Raw genomic sequence first — 14,341 nt, 5'->3', positions numbered from 1 at the left:
GCCAATTTATGTAGTGCCAGTCCTGTTCAAAACAGCGGATTGCTCATAAACAAAGGCTTGGGCATAATGTAGTCCCTTTTTTCAGCCCCTACATGTGGAAGGTTACCGTGACTCAGAAGCCCGACCAGTGTCTTGGTGAATGGATCGATCGTGAAGCGCTCGCCGAGGCGATGATCCCGCTTATCGGTCAGCTCTACCGCAATAACAATGTGGTGAGTTCGATCTATGGCCGCACCCTGATCAATCGTTCAGTGATCGCGATTCTCAAGGCGCATCGCTTTGCGCGTCATCGTCAAGCCGACGCAACCGAGTTGTCCGTACACGAGACTTTCCCGCTCATCAAAGCGATGAGCGAGCTCAAACTGGGTGCCGCTTCGGTGGATCTGGGCAAGCTGGCCGTCAAATACAAGACCGAAGCCAATGGTCGCACTGCCGAGCAGTTCGTCCGTGACGAGATGGCTGAAGTCGTCGGTCAGCAGAATTGCGGCGCCCGCAAAGGCACTGACGTCGTACTGTACGGTTTCGGCCGTATCGGTCGTCTGCTGGCGCGGATCCTGATCGAAAAAACCGGTGGCGGCGACGGCCTGCGTCTGCGCGCCATCGTTGTCCGTAAAGGCGCCGAGAACGATCTGGTCAAGCGTGCAAGCCTGCTGCGTCGTGACTCGGTTCACGGCCCGTTCGACGGCACCATTACCATCGATGAAGCCAACAGCACCATCACCGCCAACGGCAACCTGATCCAGGTGATCTACGCCAAGAGCCCGACCGAGGTGGACTACACCCAGTACGGTATCAAGGATGCGCTGCTGGTCGACAACACCGGCGTATGGCGTGATGCCGACGGCCTGGGCCAGCATCTGCAGTGCCCGGGCATTGACCGCGTCGTGCTGACCGCACCGGGCAAAGGCAAGCTGAAGAACATCGTTCACGGTATCAATCACCAGCAGATCACCGCCGATGACAAGATCATCTCCGCGGCGTCCTGCACCACCAACGCCATCGTTCCGGTGCTGAAGGCGGTCAACGACAAGTACGGCATCGTTAACGGTCATGTTGAAACGGTTCACTCGTACACCAACGACCAGAACCTGATCGACAACTTCCACAAAGGCGATCGTCGTGGCCGTAGCGCCGCGTTGAACATGGTCATCACCGAAACCGGCGCTGCTACCGCTGCGGCCAAGGCGCTGCCCGAACTGGCCGGCAAGCTGACCGGTAACGCGATTCGGGTGCCAACGCCGAACGTGTCGATGGCGATCCTGAACCTGAATCTGGGTACGGCCACCACGCGCGAAGAAATAAATGAATACCTTCGCGAAACCGCGCTGTATTCGGACCTGCACAAGCAGATCGATTTCGTGAACTCGCAGGAAGTGGTGTCCACCGATTTCGTTGGCTCTCGCCACGCCGGTGTGGTCGATGCCGAAGCGACGATCTGCATGGACAACCGCGTTGTCCTGTATGTTTGGTACGACAACGAGTTCGGTTACAGCTGCCAGGTGGTGCGCGTAATGGAAGACATGGCCGGGGTCAACCCGCCAGCCTTCCCGCAATAAGCGGCCTCGAGCGACAAGGTACGTCGCTGCAAGCGGCACGTTACGAGCCTCAAGCAAAAGCGCCACGACGGTCCACCCGTTGTGGCGTTTTTGCTTGTGCGCCTTCGGCGGGTCTGACCGAGTGGTTGCGGTGAGCCTCGTTGCTGCAGCGGTCCGGGTTGCCGACCATGACGTCCGTGCATCCTTAGCGTCACCAATCAGGGCTACTACAGGTGAATGAGCGCAGATCCGCTGGAAAAAAAAACGCCCCGAACAGTCGGGGCGTTTTTATTTCTTCTTGCAGCTTTTAGCTTGTGACTGCCTGTATGCGGGTCTGACCCTTGCGGAACAGCACCAGCGTCGCGAGCAGGCCCAGCACGGCGGCACCGCTCAGCCAGATGCCGGGCGCTGCCTTGTTGTCCAGCACATGGATCAGGTAGGTGCAGGCTGCCGGTGTGAAGCCGCCGAACGTCGCGGTTGCCAGGCTATACGCCAGGGAGAAACCCGTGGTACGCACTTCGACCGGCATGATTTCGGTCAGGGCCACGACCATGGCGCCATTGTACGAGCCGTACAGGAACGACAGCCACAATTCGACCATCAGCAGATTGGCGAATGTCGGATTGGCCGTCAGCCAGGACAGGGCAGGGTAGGCCGTGACGATGGCCAGAATGGTTGCGCCCAGCAGCAGGGGTTTGCGGCCGATCTTATCGGATAGCGACCCCATCACCGGCAGCCAGATGAAGTTCGAAATACCCACGCAGACGGTGACCAGCAGAGAATCCAGGTCCGACAGGTGCAGCTCGTTCTTGCCGAAGGTCGGGGTGTAGGCCGTGATGAGATAGAAGGACACGGTGGTCATGACCACCAGCGCCATGCCGGCAATCACAAGGCCGAAGTTCTGACCGATCGACCTCACGACCTCGCCAAGAGTTGGACGATGTTTTTTCGCACGGGCCTCGAATTCCGGAGTTTCTTCCAGCGAGCTACGGATAACGAAGATCGCCGGAACGATCAGGCAGCCAATCAGGAACGGCACGCGCCAGCCCCATTGGCCCATGTCTTCCGGGCTCAGCCAGTGGTTCAGGCCGACACCCAGCAGGCCTGCGAAAACCACCGCGGCTTGCTGGCTGGCGGACTGCCAGCTGACGAAAAAGCCCTTACGGCCAGGGGTCGATATCTCGGCCAGATACACCGATACACCGCCCAGTTCGACACCGGCGGAGAAGCCCTGGAGCAGACGTCCGATCAGCACCAGCAGAGGCGCAGCGACGCCCAGGGTTGCATAACCTGGCACACAGGCAATGAGGACCGTACCCATGGCCATCATGGCGAGGGTAATGACCAGGCCTTTCTTGCGGCCATGATGGTCAATGTAGGCACCGAGGAAGATGGCGCCCAGTGGGCGCATCAGAAAACCGGCGCCGAAGGTCGCCAGCGAAAGCATCAGCGATGCAAATTCGCTGTCGGCAGGGAAGAACGTTTTGGCGATGGCAGTGGCGTAAAAGCCGTAAACCATGAAGTCAAACATTTCAAGAAAATTGCCGCTGACAACGCGAAAAATCGCTTTGCCTTTGCCTGTGTTGGAGGCCATCTGGAATACTCACTTAGGCTGTCTAGCTGGGGGGATCCGTTGTATTTGTACGTCCTCTGCTGCGCCGCCCGGGCTTGGTCCCCGGCAGCGCAGATTTGTAACGATATGTGTAAAAATGGCGGATGGCAATCACAACCCGGTCGACCGCCTCAGTGGCTGGGCGCATGTCCTTGGGGGGCATGGCGATATTTGTTTATGTCACCGTCGACGAGAATCGGCTTTTAACTCGCCTGAAACGCTCCGATTCGGCCTCCGGACAGGCCGATCATAAATCCCTATTGCGAGTTCAGCCGCCCATGAGTACAAAATTCGACCTGATCGACACATTTTCCCACCGTCCCTCGCTTTCACCGCTGGCGCTCGGCGCACTGCATGACGCCCTTCGCGCCCAGTACCCGGCGCTGGATATCCGCCCTGACCTTGCAGTGATTACCGGTGAAGCAACAAGCCGGACCTTGCTCGAACATCTACACATCAACTTCGCGACGGGCAAGACCCCGCGCTGGCTACGTGGCCAAAACACCCTGGTGGCCGACCCAGGGGCACCGGTCACGCAGACCCTGGAGGTCGATATCGAACAGTTGGCCGTTTTGATCGATACCGTCTCCCTGGCACTTCCCGATACGTTCATTCACGCCTTGGTGGATTTCTGGGATCGTCCTGGTCCACAAGGCGTGACACCCTGGAAACAGCTGTCTGACGCCCTTGAGTGCCAACATTCAGCGGCGCATCCGGTGATCCGCGACGGCGGGAGTGTGGTCGGCGCCGAATCTCGGCTCGCGATACTTGCAAGTGGGTATTTCGAGCGCAAAGCCCTGGAAGCCCTGGACGCACAACTGTTGGCGATACGGGGCGTGCTTTCTTTTGGGCTGGAAGAATTCGACGAGATCGAGCGCTATCTGGCGCGGATCACCGACATCCGTCCTCTCCTGCACGATGAGGTCTTCACCAGGATCGCGTCGCGGGTGTCGCGATTGGAGCAACTGCCCGCCTGGCTGAAGACCGCCTCTTCGGCAGACCGCCTGGACTATAGCCGCAGAATGTCCGCGCTGGGCGTGGTAGCCGGTCGAGCCGCGGGCCAGGCCTGGAACGACGATTTACCGCCGATTCTGGATTACGCGGGCAAGGCCATGCAGGATGCTCTGCGCCAGGACCATCCTGAAGCCACACGGCTTACCCTCGATGACGTGACCGTACACATCGCCAAGGTCGTGGCGGCAGCCGTGCCATCGGCCGGGCAGATCATCCCGATCGGCAGCGTTCAAAACACGCGCATGAGCGTCGCCGCCTTCGCCTTGCAGAATCTTTCCAGCTTGCCCTACGGGTCCTTGACGCTCTCGATTCGGGATGGCGGTCCTTTGCCTGGCTGGTTCACTCCCGACTATCTGAAACAACTGGCGAGGCGCGTGGATGTCGGACGCAGTTATCCCGAGCGGGTGCGTCATTACCTGATCGCCGATCACGCGCAAATGGCGCGGCGTCGGGTCTTGTTTGCCGAGCAATTGCGCGTGCAATTGCCGCTCAAGGCCCTCGAACAAAAAATACGCGGGCAGGGCGATCTCACTTCGGCCGGCTATCGCGTGGTCTGCGCGCTTCTGACACCGGCATCGGCAGAGGGTGCCTGCCCGAGCACCGACAGCGTCTTGCGGCCCCTTGCCTGGACGGCAGAACCGGGCGCGGCCGCTGACGAGGTGAACAACATGTTCGTAATTGCGAATGCCGATCCAGCCATTGGACCATTGATCCTTTACCGTCCCTTCGCCGCTGTGCCGCTGACCGAGTTTGCCAATTGGACGAGCCTGCGTCAGGCCATCGTCACGCCTGGCGAACTGCAGGATGGCGTGTTGACCTGGATGAGCCCTCGCGGGCGGCAGCGATACGCCAATGGTGGTTTTGATCAACCGCACATCGTACGCTTCGGTCTGGGTTCGGATTTCGCCCCGCTGCGCACGCCTGGTCCGGCGCAGCTGTCCACCGCCCACGTGCAAGGTGACCCGTTGATTGCGTTGTTTGACGCCAACGCCAGGGCCTTGGTTGACCTTGCCGACCGTGAGTCGGTGTCCAATGCCGAGAGCCGCTGGGCGATGCTCCAGCGCGGCGGCTGGCTGGCGCTGGATGCTGTGATGCCGTTTATTTCGGGATCGGCGGGTTCGGCGCTTTGGCTGGTACAACTGATGGCCGGGGTCGATCAGGTGTTGGTGGCCGAGAGCCGTAAGGCGCGGCGCGAAGCCAGCCAGGCGTGGAACGGGCTATTGTTGACGATTTCCATGATCCTGCTGCACCAGGGGTTTGCCATACGGGCAGAGGCCAGCGGGCAATCGGTGCCGATGCAGCCTTCACCAACCGAGCCTGTCGGTCGGCCTGTCCTCACCGTCACCGAAGCATCGGTCCCCGTGCCCGATCTGGCCGAGCCTTCGCGCATTTCGCTGCTGGATTTCTCCTGGTCCAGCGACGACCATCGCTTGACCGAAACTCAGGCACGGCACCTCGAACGCCTTAGGGCATCTCCCGATTCGGCCTCCGGGGTGCCATCAATCGAGCCTGGCAGAGAAGGGTTATATCGCCAGGGTGAACAGTGGCGGGTGCGATTGGACAGTGGGGTCTACGCAGTCGGTTTCTCCGATGACGAAGTCTTCATCGTCGACCCGCAGGACCCTCTGTCCAAAGGGCCGCGCCTGAGAAAGGTCGCTCATGGCTGGGCCATTGATCTGTCTCTTGGGCTTCGTGGTGGCGGTCCGAAGCGTACCGCTCGAATGCTGGCCCAGGAAAATGCTGCCACGCTCAAGCGCGTGACCGAGCGGGGTGCGGCGCTGGCACAGCGCCGTCAGGAGATTTACCAACGATTGGCCCGGTGGGACGCAGATTACCGGGCCTCGCGCGCACCGTTGACCGCCGAGCTGATCAAGAGTGTCGAAGCGGACCTGAACGAACTCATTGCGATTCTCGAGGAGCACAAGCAGCTCCAGCAATCGCTGCGCCCGGCTGATCGGTTTGGAGAGAAGGCCACCGCCGATGATTTGAAGTCAACGGTCCGGCGCATCGCTTTTTTCGAGGGCGTGGTGCTCGAACGGCTGCTGGCGTACGTGCGCGTGGAGTTCCCGCGTTTGAGTGAAAATGGTGAGGCGAGCGTAAATGCAGGGAATATCGATGCCTATCTCATATTGTTCAACAAGGTACTGACGTTGACTGACCGGGGTGTGCATTGGTCTGGTGTGAGGTATGGATTCTGGGAACAACTGCGGGCGGTCCCCAAGGTCGGTGAGCGCTACTGGCATGATGAGGTGCTGGAGATGCAGCGCTGCAACTTGTATACGCACCTGGAGTGGCGCATCAACCGTATGTGGTCGCTGCTGGAGTTGAGCCTGCGCCAGGAGTCGATTCTGGCGCCCTATGACGCAGCGGAGCTCAAGGCCTTACGCATCGATGCAGCTTTGCATGCGGCGTGCAGCTCCCACGCCGAGCTGGAAAAACCCAATGACTACACGGTTTCGGAACAGATCGACGTGCTTGAAAGCTCAGTGCGCGAGTACCAGCGGGGTCTGACCATCGCCACCTGTACGCAGCAAAATACACCCGAACTGCTGATAGTCGAGCAGTTCGAACGTTTCGTCGATGACCTGTCAAAAGTCTCGGAGCAAGCGGAAAAGCGTTTATCGGACCTGATCCGTGAAAGCGCCGAGCCTCAGCACCATGTGCTCGAATATGCGCCGAAGGTCAGGCAGCCTGGCAAACGTGTCTTCAAGACCCGCAACCAGCGCACCTTGGTAGGACGTCTCAGAGAGGGCGAGCCGGACTTTCCCGGTGAAGTGGTGGATGTTACGCAATCGATGGGGGACAAAGTCGTCAGCACTTATCACCTGCACGAAAACGGGGACTGGGTGGAAGTGGAAACCGTGCATCCGGCGAAGGAACAGGGGCACGAAAGCAGGGTTGCGCTGGCCGAGCTCTCGCGCGAAGCGAGCGCAGCGCTGGCGCGGGTCGAACCGGATATCAACACCGTTCAGCGTCAGGCCAGGCGCGGCGGCGAGCCGGCAGACATGCAGGATATCCTCGTGCAAAAGGCCAGCCGCTTGACTGAGCTGGCTGACAGGATCGCGGCCCGCAGGGTCGAGCCCGCCGAAGTGGAGCCGACGGACACCGAAGTGCCGGCATTGCTCGGTGAACTGCGCCTCGCTGCCTCGCGTCTTGGGGAAGAGGGACGCAGTGTGCGCATCGCGATGATCAAGGCGCAGCCGCCCACCGCCGCACGGCTCAGTTATCTGGCGGCTGAGCGCGAGGTCAACATTGCCCGTTTCGAGGGGCGCAAGAACATGTCCGGCTCGCGACGCAATGATTTTTTGCAGGAGTATCTGATTCGTGACAACGAGATGCGTGTGTTGTGGTGGGCGCATTTTCACTATGCCAGTGAAGGGGCCGCCGCCGATGCGTTCACGGCGGCGCACCTGAAGTTGCCTGATCAGCGATTCATCGGCTACAAGGCCCAGTTGAAAGCCGCACGCGACAATAAGGAAGTGATCAGCGTCTATCGCAGCTACATCGGTAAGGATGTCGCTCGGCGGTTGTTCCTCGATCTGGATCCCGTGGCTACCCCCGGTAGCTGACCTGCCCTATATACGAGCAGCTTTGCTTGATCGCGCCTGAATTAGCCTGTCCGCCGACCGGTCGGGCGCGATCCGATGGCACAACAGGCCAAACACTGCCTAACCTGGCACTGCCCTACAAAATTCCGGCTTTTATTGTGATTCATCCCGCCTGCGCATTTATCATCCGCGCCAATTCGGCCTCGATCCGGTCTATGGCTGGCAAGGAAAATGCGCCGTAAAGCAGACAAAATTGGCTTGCGACGCGACCAAGGGTTAATGTTCCCCGCGACGTTGGGCGATTAGACTTCGCCGCGAGTTTCGATTCTTCATGCCGCTGGCTGCGGCATGGGTTAGCCAGAGACGCCAGAGTGGAGTCTCGGCCTGTTCTAAGGAGTACGCATGGCTGTCTACAACTACGACGTAGTGGTACTGGGTTCCGGCCCGGCTGGAGAAGGCGCGGCAATGAACGCCGCCAAGGCTGGACGCAAGGTAGCCATGGTCGACAGCCGTCGGCAGGTCGGCGGCAATTGCACCCATCTGGGCACGATCCCGTCCAAGGCGTTGCGTCACTCGGTCAAGCAGATCATTCAGTTCAACACCAACCCGATGTTCCGGGCCATTGGCGAGCCGCGCTGGTTTTCGTTTCCGGATGTGCTGAAAAATGCGGAAAAGGTCATCAACAAGCAGGTCGCCTCGCGTACTGGCTATTACGCCCGCAATCGCGTCGATGTGTTCTTCGGCACCGGCAGCTTTGCCGATGAGCGCACTGTCGATGTGGTCTGCAACACCGGTATCGTCGAGAAGCTGATGGCTAACCAGATCATCATCGCTACCGGCTCGCGTCCTTATCGTCCCGCCGACATCGACTTCAGTCACAAGCGCATCTATGACAGCGACACCATCCTCAGTCTCAATCACACCCCGCGCAAACTGATCATCTACGGTGCCGGTGTGATTGGCTGTGAATACGCATCGATCTTCAGCGGCCTGGGGGTTGAGGTCGAACTGATCGACAACCGTGATCAACTGCTGAGCTTTCTCGATGCGGAAATCTCCCAGGGCCTGAGCTATCACTTCAGCAACAACAACGTGATGGTTCGCCACAACGAAGACTACGAGCGCGTCGAAGGCCTGGAAAACGGTGTGATCCTGCACCTCAAGTCCGGCAAGAAGATCAAGGCCGATGCCTTGCTGTGGTGCAACGGGCGTACCGGCAATACCGACAAGCTGGGTCTGGAAAACGTCGGCATCAAGGCCAACGGTCGCGGTCAGATCGAAGTCGATGAGACCTACCGCACCAGCAAGCCGAACATCTATGGCGCCGGTGACGTGATCGGCTGGCCGAGCCTGGCCAGTGCTGCATACGATCAGGGCCGCTCGGCTTCGGGCAGTGCGGTTGACAACGGCGCCTGGCGTTTCGTCAACGACGTGCCAACCGGTATCTACACCATCCCGGAAATCAGCTCGATCGGTCAGAACGAGCACGATCTGACGCAGGCGAAGGTGCCCTACGAAGTGGGCAAGGCGTTTTTCAAGGGCATGGCCCGTGCGCAGATTTCCGGTGAGCCGGTCGGCATGCTGAAAATTCTGTTTCACCGAGAGACGCTGCAGATCCTCGGGGTGCACTGCTTCGGCGACCAGGCCTCGGAGATCGTGCACATCGGTCAGGCCATCATGAATCAGCCGGGCGAGGCGAACACCCTCAAGTATTTCGTCAATACCACCTTCAACTACCCGACCATGGCCGAGGCCTATCGGGTAGCGGCATACGATGGTTTGAACCGGCTTTTTTGAGCGGCTCCGGCCGGTGGCCTGAGCCGGCCGGGGAGACCGATTTCAGCAATTCCCAAGGGTGGCGTTGGCCAAACCGGGAAAGTCTGTAATCAGGCTGTCAACGCCAAAGTCAGCGAGTCTGCGCATCAACGCGGGCTCATTGACCGTCCAGACGGACACATGCAGACCCTGATCCTGGGCTTTTCTCAGGCGCTCGGGGGTGCACAGTGTCCAGTTCAGCGCCAGAAGTTCACAGCCGTAGCCCTGCGCGACCTTCAATGGGTCGAGCCAGGCATACTCGGCCACCAGCCCCCGCGAAATATCCGGCGTCAGCTCCAGGGCTGCACGCAAGACTTCCCGCGAGCTGGACGTGATGGTGATCCTGTCCAGCAGGCCAAGCCTCTGGGCCATTTCACGAATCGCCAGCACAGTCGTCGCAGCGCGGGTGCGTGATGCGCTTTTCACTTCCAGCTGCCAGTGATCGAAAGCGCAGGTCTGGAACAGTTCTTCCAGGCGTGGGATCGGGCAGGGCTGAACCCAGCCGGGCCCACCCTTGCGGGCGTCATAGGTGACAAGGTCCGCCGCCGTATGCTCGACCACCCTGCCGCGTCGGTCGGTGGTCCGTTTCAGCGTAGGGTCGTGGATCACCATCAGCTCACCGTCGCGGGACAGATGCAAATCCAGTTCGCAACGCTTGACCCCATGCTTGAGGCATTCCTGAAAGCTGGTCAGGGTGTTTTCCGGTGCTTCGCCTTTGGCGCCGCGGTGGCCATAAATCAACGTCACAAGTACTCCTTCGATAACGCGCCTGTAGGCTGAAAATCAATGCTGATCAGAGGGGCTCTGTTCCCGAGCCAGCCGCCGTTGGGCGGCTTGTCGTTGCAGAATGTGTCGCGCGAGCAATTGACGCTGAGCGTCAGACAGGTCAACCCACTCCGTACCTACCGCAAAATCGCCGATGGCCAGCGAGTGGCACTGCGTAACCCTGGCCTGCAACATCATTCCCGAGGCCTGGGGCATCAGCACCATTTTTACCAATAACGGGGTGCCGGCGGGGAAGGGGTGGGGAGATTCGAATTCCAGCCCGCCTTCGGACATGATCACGTTTTGCGGCGGACCCAGCTTGCCGAGCACGGTCTGGGCCACCACCTGACCTAACAGATCGATGCGTTTGCTCATGGCCCTCAGGAAGCTGTTGGTGGTACGGTCGCGGTCGTCCAGTTGGCGCAGCAGGCGCTGCGACTCGAACTCGGCAACATGCAGTTCGGTCAGCAGATCAAAGAGTGTCGAGGTGTCGTGAGCAGCCGGTTCGTCAACCGTCCCGGACGCCGGGATGGGTTGAATTTCCAGTGCGACGCTGTCCTCGATACGGTAGTATTCGCGGCGTTCTTCTTCATCTAATGTCGACATGGCGAACCCAAGGTAGCTGCGGTTGTCAGAGTGATTGCTCTCGAGCGCGACTCAGTGATCCGAGTGTAAAGCCGCAGGCCCAGGCCCGCCACATGGACGTTCCCATTCCTCCGAACAAGCCCCTACATGTTCAGACCTCTTTTTGTATTTATCGGCACGCGTTATACCCGTGCAAAACGCCGTAATCATTTTGTCTCCTTCATTTCCCTGACGTCGATGATCGGTCTCGCCCTCGGCGTGGTAGTGATGATAGTCGTGTTATCGGTCATGAACGGTTTCGATCATGAGATGCGTACGCGCGTCCTGGGCATGGTGCCTCACGCCACCATCGAGTCCGGCGAGCCCATCAGCGACTGGCGCAGCCTGGCGAGCAGAGTCAAGAAAAACCCGCAGGTGGAGGCCATCGCGCCATTCACCCAGATGCAGGGCCTGCTGACCAACAATGGCAATGTGCAGAAAATCCTGCTCAATGCCATCGACCCGGTTGAAGAGCGCAAAGTTTCGATCATCGACGGCTTCATGAAGCAGGGCCGGCTTGACGATCTGGTGACCGGCGGTTTCGGCGTGGTCATCGGCGACAAGGCCGCGACCAAACTGGGCGTAGGGATCGGCGACAAGGTTACTTTTGTCTCGCCCGAAGTCACGGTCACGCCTGCCGGGATGTTTCCGCGCATGAAGCGCTTTACTGTGGTCGGCATCTTCCACGTGGGTGCCGGTGAGCTTGATGGCTACCTTGGCGTGACCAATCTGCAGGATCTGGCGCGTTTGCACCGCTGGAAGCCTGATCAGGTACAGGGGCTGCGCTTGAAATTCACCGATTTGTTCAAGGCCCCGCGCACCGCTTATGACATCGCGCAGAGCCTGGGTGAGCATCAGTACTATTCCCGTGACTGGACACGTACTCATGGCAACCTTTATCAGGCCATCGGCATGGAGAAATCCATCATCGGTCTGCTGTTGCTGCTGATTGTCGCGGTGGCGGCGTTCAACATCATTTCCACGTTGGTGATGGTGGTCAACGACAAGCGCGGCGACATCGCGATCCTGCGTACCCTGGGCGTCACGCCTGGGCAGATCATGGCGATTTTCATGGTCCAGGGCACCGTGATTGGCGTGGTCGGTACGTTGATTGGCGCCGGCGTCGGCATTCTTGCAGCGCTCAACGTCAGTTCTGCGATCTCGGCACTGGAAGGCCTCATCGGCCACAAGTTTCTCAATGCGGATGTCTATTTCATCGACTATCTGCCTTCGCAATTGATGGCCGAGGACGTGCTGCTGGTATGCGGCGCGGCCCTGGCCCTGAGTTTCCTCGCCACCCTGTATCCCGCCTGGCGTGCTGCGCGCACCCAGCCGGCGGAGGCGTTACGTTATGAGTGAGTCGGGCATGAGTGATAAAGCTGTACTGAGTTGCCGCAACCTGGGCAAATCCTACGAGGAGGGCCCGGAGTCGGTGGTGGTGCTTTCGGGTCTGCAACTGGAGTTGCACCCGGGCGAACGCGTGGCGATCGTCGGCAGTTCCGGCTCGGGTAAAAGTACCTTGCTCAATCTGCTGGGCGGGCTGGACACGCCGACCGAGGGCAGCGTCTGGCTGGCAGGAGAGGAGTTGTCCGCGCTCAACGAGAAGGCGCGTGGGCTGCTGCGTAACCGGTCGCTGGGCTTCGTCTATCAGTTCCACCACCTGTTGCCTGAGTTCACTGCGCTGGAAAACGTCTGCATGCCGCTGCTGATCGGCAAGACGGCGATCCCTGAAGCGCGTCAGCGTGCCACTGCCTTGCTTGAACGGGTAGGGCTTGCGCACCGTCTGGCGCACAAGCCTTCGGAGTTATCCGGTGGTGAGCGGCAGCGTGTGGCCATTGCACGCGCCTTGGTCAACCAGCCAGGTCTGGTGATGCTCGATGAACCGACCGGCAACCTAGACTCCCACACCGCCCAAGGCATTCAGGACCTGATGCTGGAGCTCAGCACCTCGTCGCGCACAGCGTTTCTGGTGGTGACTCACGACATGGCCTTGGCCCGTCAGATGGACCGCGTGTGGCGTCTTGAACAAGGGCGTCTGGTTCAGGCGTGACGCAAGGCTGATTCATCCGGCGCCAGTGTCCCTGAGCGTCGGCAGGTTTCCATTTTTAGCTGCTTATCAGCTACGGTGCTCCACGAATGTTCAGACCGTTATCCATCTTTATCGGCACCCGCTACACCCGCGCCAAGCGCCGCAATCACTTCATCTCGTTCATTTCAATGACCTCGATGATCGGGTTGGCGCTGGGCGTGCTGGCGATGATCGTGGTGCTGTCCGTGATGAACGGTTTCCAGCAGGAGATGAGTTCGCGCATCCTCGGTATGGTGCCGCACGCGGTGATCGACGGGGTCAAACCGCTGGACGACTGGAAACCTGCGGCGGATGCGGCATTGAAGAATCCGCAGGTCACCGCTGCCGTGCCGTTCACCCAAATGGACGGCATGCTCTCGTACAAAGGCTCCATGCAGCCCATCGAGATCAACGGCGTCGACCCGGCGCTGGAGTCTCGGGTTTCCATCGTCACCCAGCATATCGTTCAGGGCCGTCTTCAGGATTTGAAGGCTGGCGAGTTCGGTGTGGTTATCGGTGAAATCACAGCGCGACGCTTTCGTTTGAATGTCGGTGACAAGCTGACCCTTATCGTGCCGGAGATCAGCAACGATCCGGGGGGAATCACTCCGCGTCTGCAACGCCTGACGGTGGTTGGCGTGTTCAAGGTCGGCGCCGAGCTGGACGGTTCGATGGCCCTGGTCAACGTTGCCGATGCTGCGGCGATCAAGCGCTGGCAGCCCAATCAGGTGCAGGGTGTGCGCCTGGCACTGACCGACCTGTATGCCGCGCCGCAGGTCTCCACCGCGATTGCCGGTGGCTTGGGCGCAGGCTACAAGGCCGATGACTGGACCCACACCCAGGGTAGCCTGTTCAGCGCGATGAAAATGGAGAAGACCATGATCGGGCTGTTGTTGTTGATGATCGTGGCCGTTGCTGCCTTCAACATCATCGCCACGCTGATCATGGTGGTGAACGACAAGGGTGCCGACATCGCGATTCTGCGCACCATCGGCGCCACGCCGCGCCAGATCATGGCCATCTTCATGGTTCAGGGCACCGTGATCGGCGTGGTAGGAACCTTCATTGGCGGTGTGCTGGGTATCATTGCAGCGATCAACGTCAGTCAGCTGGTGGGCTGGGTCGAGCGCGTCACCGGGCAGCACATTTTCACGTCCGACGTTTATTTCATCAGCAACCTGCCGTCGAAGCTGGAAGGCAGCGACGTGGCACTTATCTGTGCTGCCGGGTTCATTCTGAGCTTTCTGGCAACCATCTACCCTGCGTATCGTGCGGCACAGATCCAGCCTGCGCATGCGTTGCGATATGAGTAAACGCCAGTACTGCTGATGTTGCATACATTGAGGGCGTGAGCACGCTC

At 59.8% G+C, this 14,341-nt stretch carries 9 protein-coding genes; 6 read left to right on the top strand and 3 right to left on the bottom strand.

Features of this window, described 5'->3' with window-relative positions:
* Positions 1-92 precede the first annotated feature (92 nt).
* Positions 93-1,556, top strand: a complete 1,464-nt coding sequence (locus EC915_RS10675; RefSeq protein WP_133750489.1) for a glyceraldehyde-3-phosphate dehydrogenase — start codon at positions 93-95, stop codon at positions 1,554-1,556.
* A gap of 286 nt (positions 1,557-1,842) precedes the next feature.
* On the opposite strand, the gene EC915_RS10670 is transcribed toward EC915_RS10675, so the two are convergent.
* The gene (locus tag EC915_RS10670; protein WP_133750488.1) at positions 1,843-3,129 is read right to left on the bottom strand and encodes an MFS transporter; all 1,287 of its coding nucleotides are present in this window, start codon (positions 3,127-3,129) and stop codon (positions 1,843-1,845) included.
* Positions 3,130-3,425: 296 nt separating this feature from the next.
* Here EC915_RS10670 and EC915_RS10665 point away from each other — a divergent pair, with 296 nt between their 5' ends.
* Positions 3,426-7,730 carry a dermonecrotic toxin domain-containing protein gene (locus EC915_RS10665; RefSeq protein ID WP_133750487.1) on the top strand — a complete coding sequence of 1,435 codons (4,305 nt, stop codon included), beginning with the start codon at positions 3,426-3,428 and terminating at the stop codon, positions 7,728-7,730.
* 381 nt (positions 7,731-8,111) lie between these two features.
* Positions 8,112-9,506: a Si-specific NAD(P)(+) transhydrogenase gene (gene sthA / locus EC915_RS10660; RefSeq protein WP_133750486.1), complete on the top strand. Its 1,395-nt coding sequence runs from the start codon at positions 8,112-8,114 to the stop codon at positions 9,504-9,506.
* 42 nt (positions 9,507-9,548) lie between these two features.
* Here the strand turns inward: sthA and EC915_RS10655 are convergent, their stop codons facing one another.
* Together EC915_RS10655 and EC915_RS10650 are read right to left on the bottom strand one after the other, a co-directional pair.
* Entirely contained in the window at positions 9,549-10,271 is a 723-nt protein-coding gene (locus EC915_RS10655; RefSeq protein ID WP_133750485.1) for a glycerophosphodiester phosphodiesterase, read from the bottom strand.
* A gap of 36 nt (positions 10,272-10,307) precedes the next feature.
* Positions 10,308-10,895, bottom strand: a complete 588-nt coding sequence (locus EC915_RS10650) for a PilZ domain-containing protein (protein ID WP_133750484.1) — start codon at positions 10,893-10,895, stop codon at positions 10,308-10,310.
* Positions 10,896-11,021: 126 nt separating this feature from the next.
* Between EC915_RS10650 and EC915_RS10645 the strand changes: the two genes are divergently transcribed.
* The 3 genes from EC915_RS10645 (at position 11,022) to EC915_RS10635 (ending at position 14,294) form a co-directional block, all read left to right on the top strand.
* Positions 11,022-12,272, top strand: a complete 1,251-nt coding sequence (locus tag EC915_RS10645) for a lipoprotein-releasing ABC transporter permease subunit (RefSeq protein WP_133750483.1) — start codon at positions 11,022-11,024, stop codon at positions 12,270-12,272.
* Between the two features lie 7 nt (positions 12,273-12,279).
* A complete protein-coding gene (gene lolD, locus EC915_RS10640) occupies positions 12,280-12,963 on the top strand; it encodes a lipoprotein-releasing ABC transporter ATP-binding protein LolD (RefSeq protein ID WP_177413364.1) in 684 nt (227 codons plus the stop codon).
* A gap of 86 nt (positions 12,964-13,049) precedes the next feature.
* On the top strand, positions 13,050-14,294 hold the full coding sequence (locus EC915_RS10635; RefSeq protein WP_133750481.1) for a lipoprotein-releasing ABC transporter permease subunit: 1,245 nt from the start codon (positions 13,050-13,052) through the stop codon (positions 14,292-14,294).
* Positions 14,295-14,341: the final 47 nt, after the last annotated feature.

This window comes from Pseudomonas sp. LP_7_YM (assembly GCF_004364435.1).
Classification (GTDB): domain Bacteria; phylum Pseudomonadota; class Gammaproteobacteria; order Pseudomonadales; family Pseudomonadaceae; genus Aquipseudomonas.
The sequence above is the reverse complement of the archived record's forward strand: the minus strand, read 5'-3'. Positions and strand labels throughout refer to the sequence as shown.

What these genes read in the sequence shown, in the direction of transcription:
- EC915_RS10670 (WP_133750488.1), bottom strand. Translation starts at nt 3,129, where the DNA reads ATGGCCTCCAACACAGGCAAAGGCAAAGCGATTTTTCGCGTTGTCAGC.
- EC915_RS10645 (WP_133750483.1), top strand. Translation starts at nt 11,022, where the DNA reads ATGTTCAGACCTCTTTTTGTATTTATCGGCACGCGTTATACCCGTGCA.
- sthA (WP_133750486.1), top strand. Translation starts at nt 8,112, where the DNA reads ATGGCTGTCTACAACTACGACGTAGTGGTACTGGGTTCCGGCCCGGCT.
- EC915_RS10665 (WP_133750487.1), top strand. Translation starts at nt 3,426, where the DNA reads ATGAGTACAAAATTCGACCTGATCGACACATTTTCCCACCGTCCCTCG.
- lolD (WP_177413364.1), top strand. Translation starts at nt 12,280, where the DNA reads ATGAGTGATAAAGCTGTACTGAGTTGCCGCAACCTGGGCAAATCCTAC.
- EC915_RS10635 (WP_133750481.1), top strand. Translation starts at nt 13,050, where the DNA reads ATGTTCAGACCGTTATCCATCTTTATCGGCACCCGCTACACCCGCGCC.
- EC915_RS10650 (WP_133750484.1), bottom strand. Translation starts at nt 10,895, where the DNA reads ATGTCGACATTAGATGAAGAAGAACGCCGCGAATACTACCGTATCGAG.
- EC915_RS10675 (WP_133750489.1), top strand. Translation starts at nt 93, where the DNA reads ATGTGGAAGGTTACCGTGACTCAGAAGCCCGACCAGTGTCTTGGTGAA.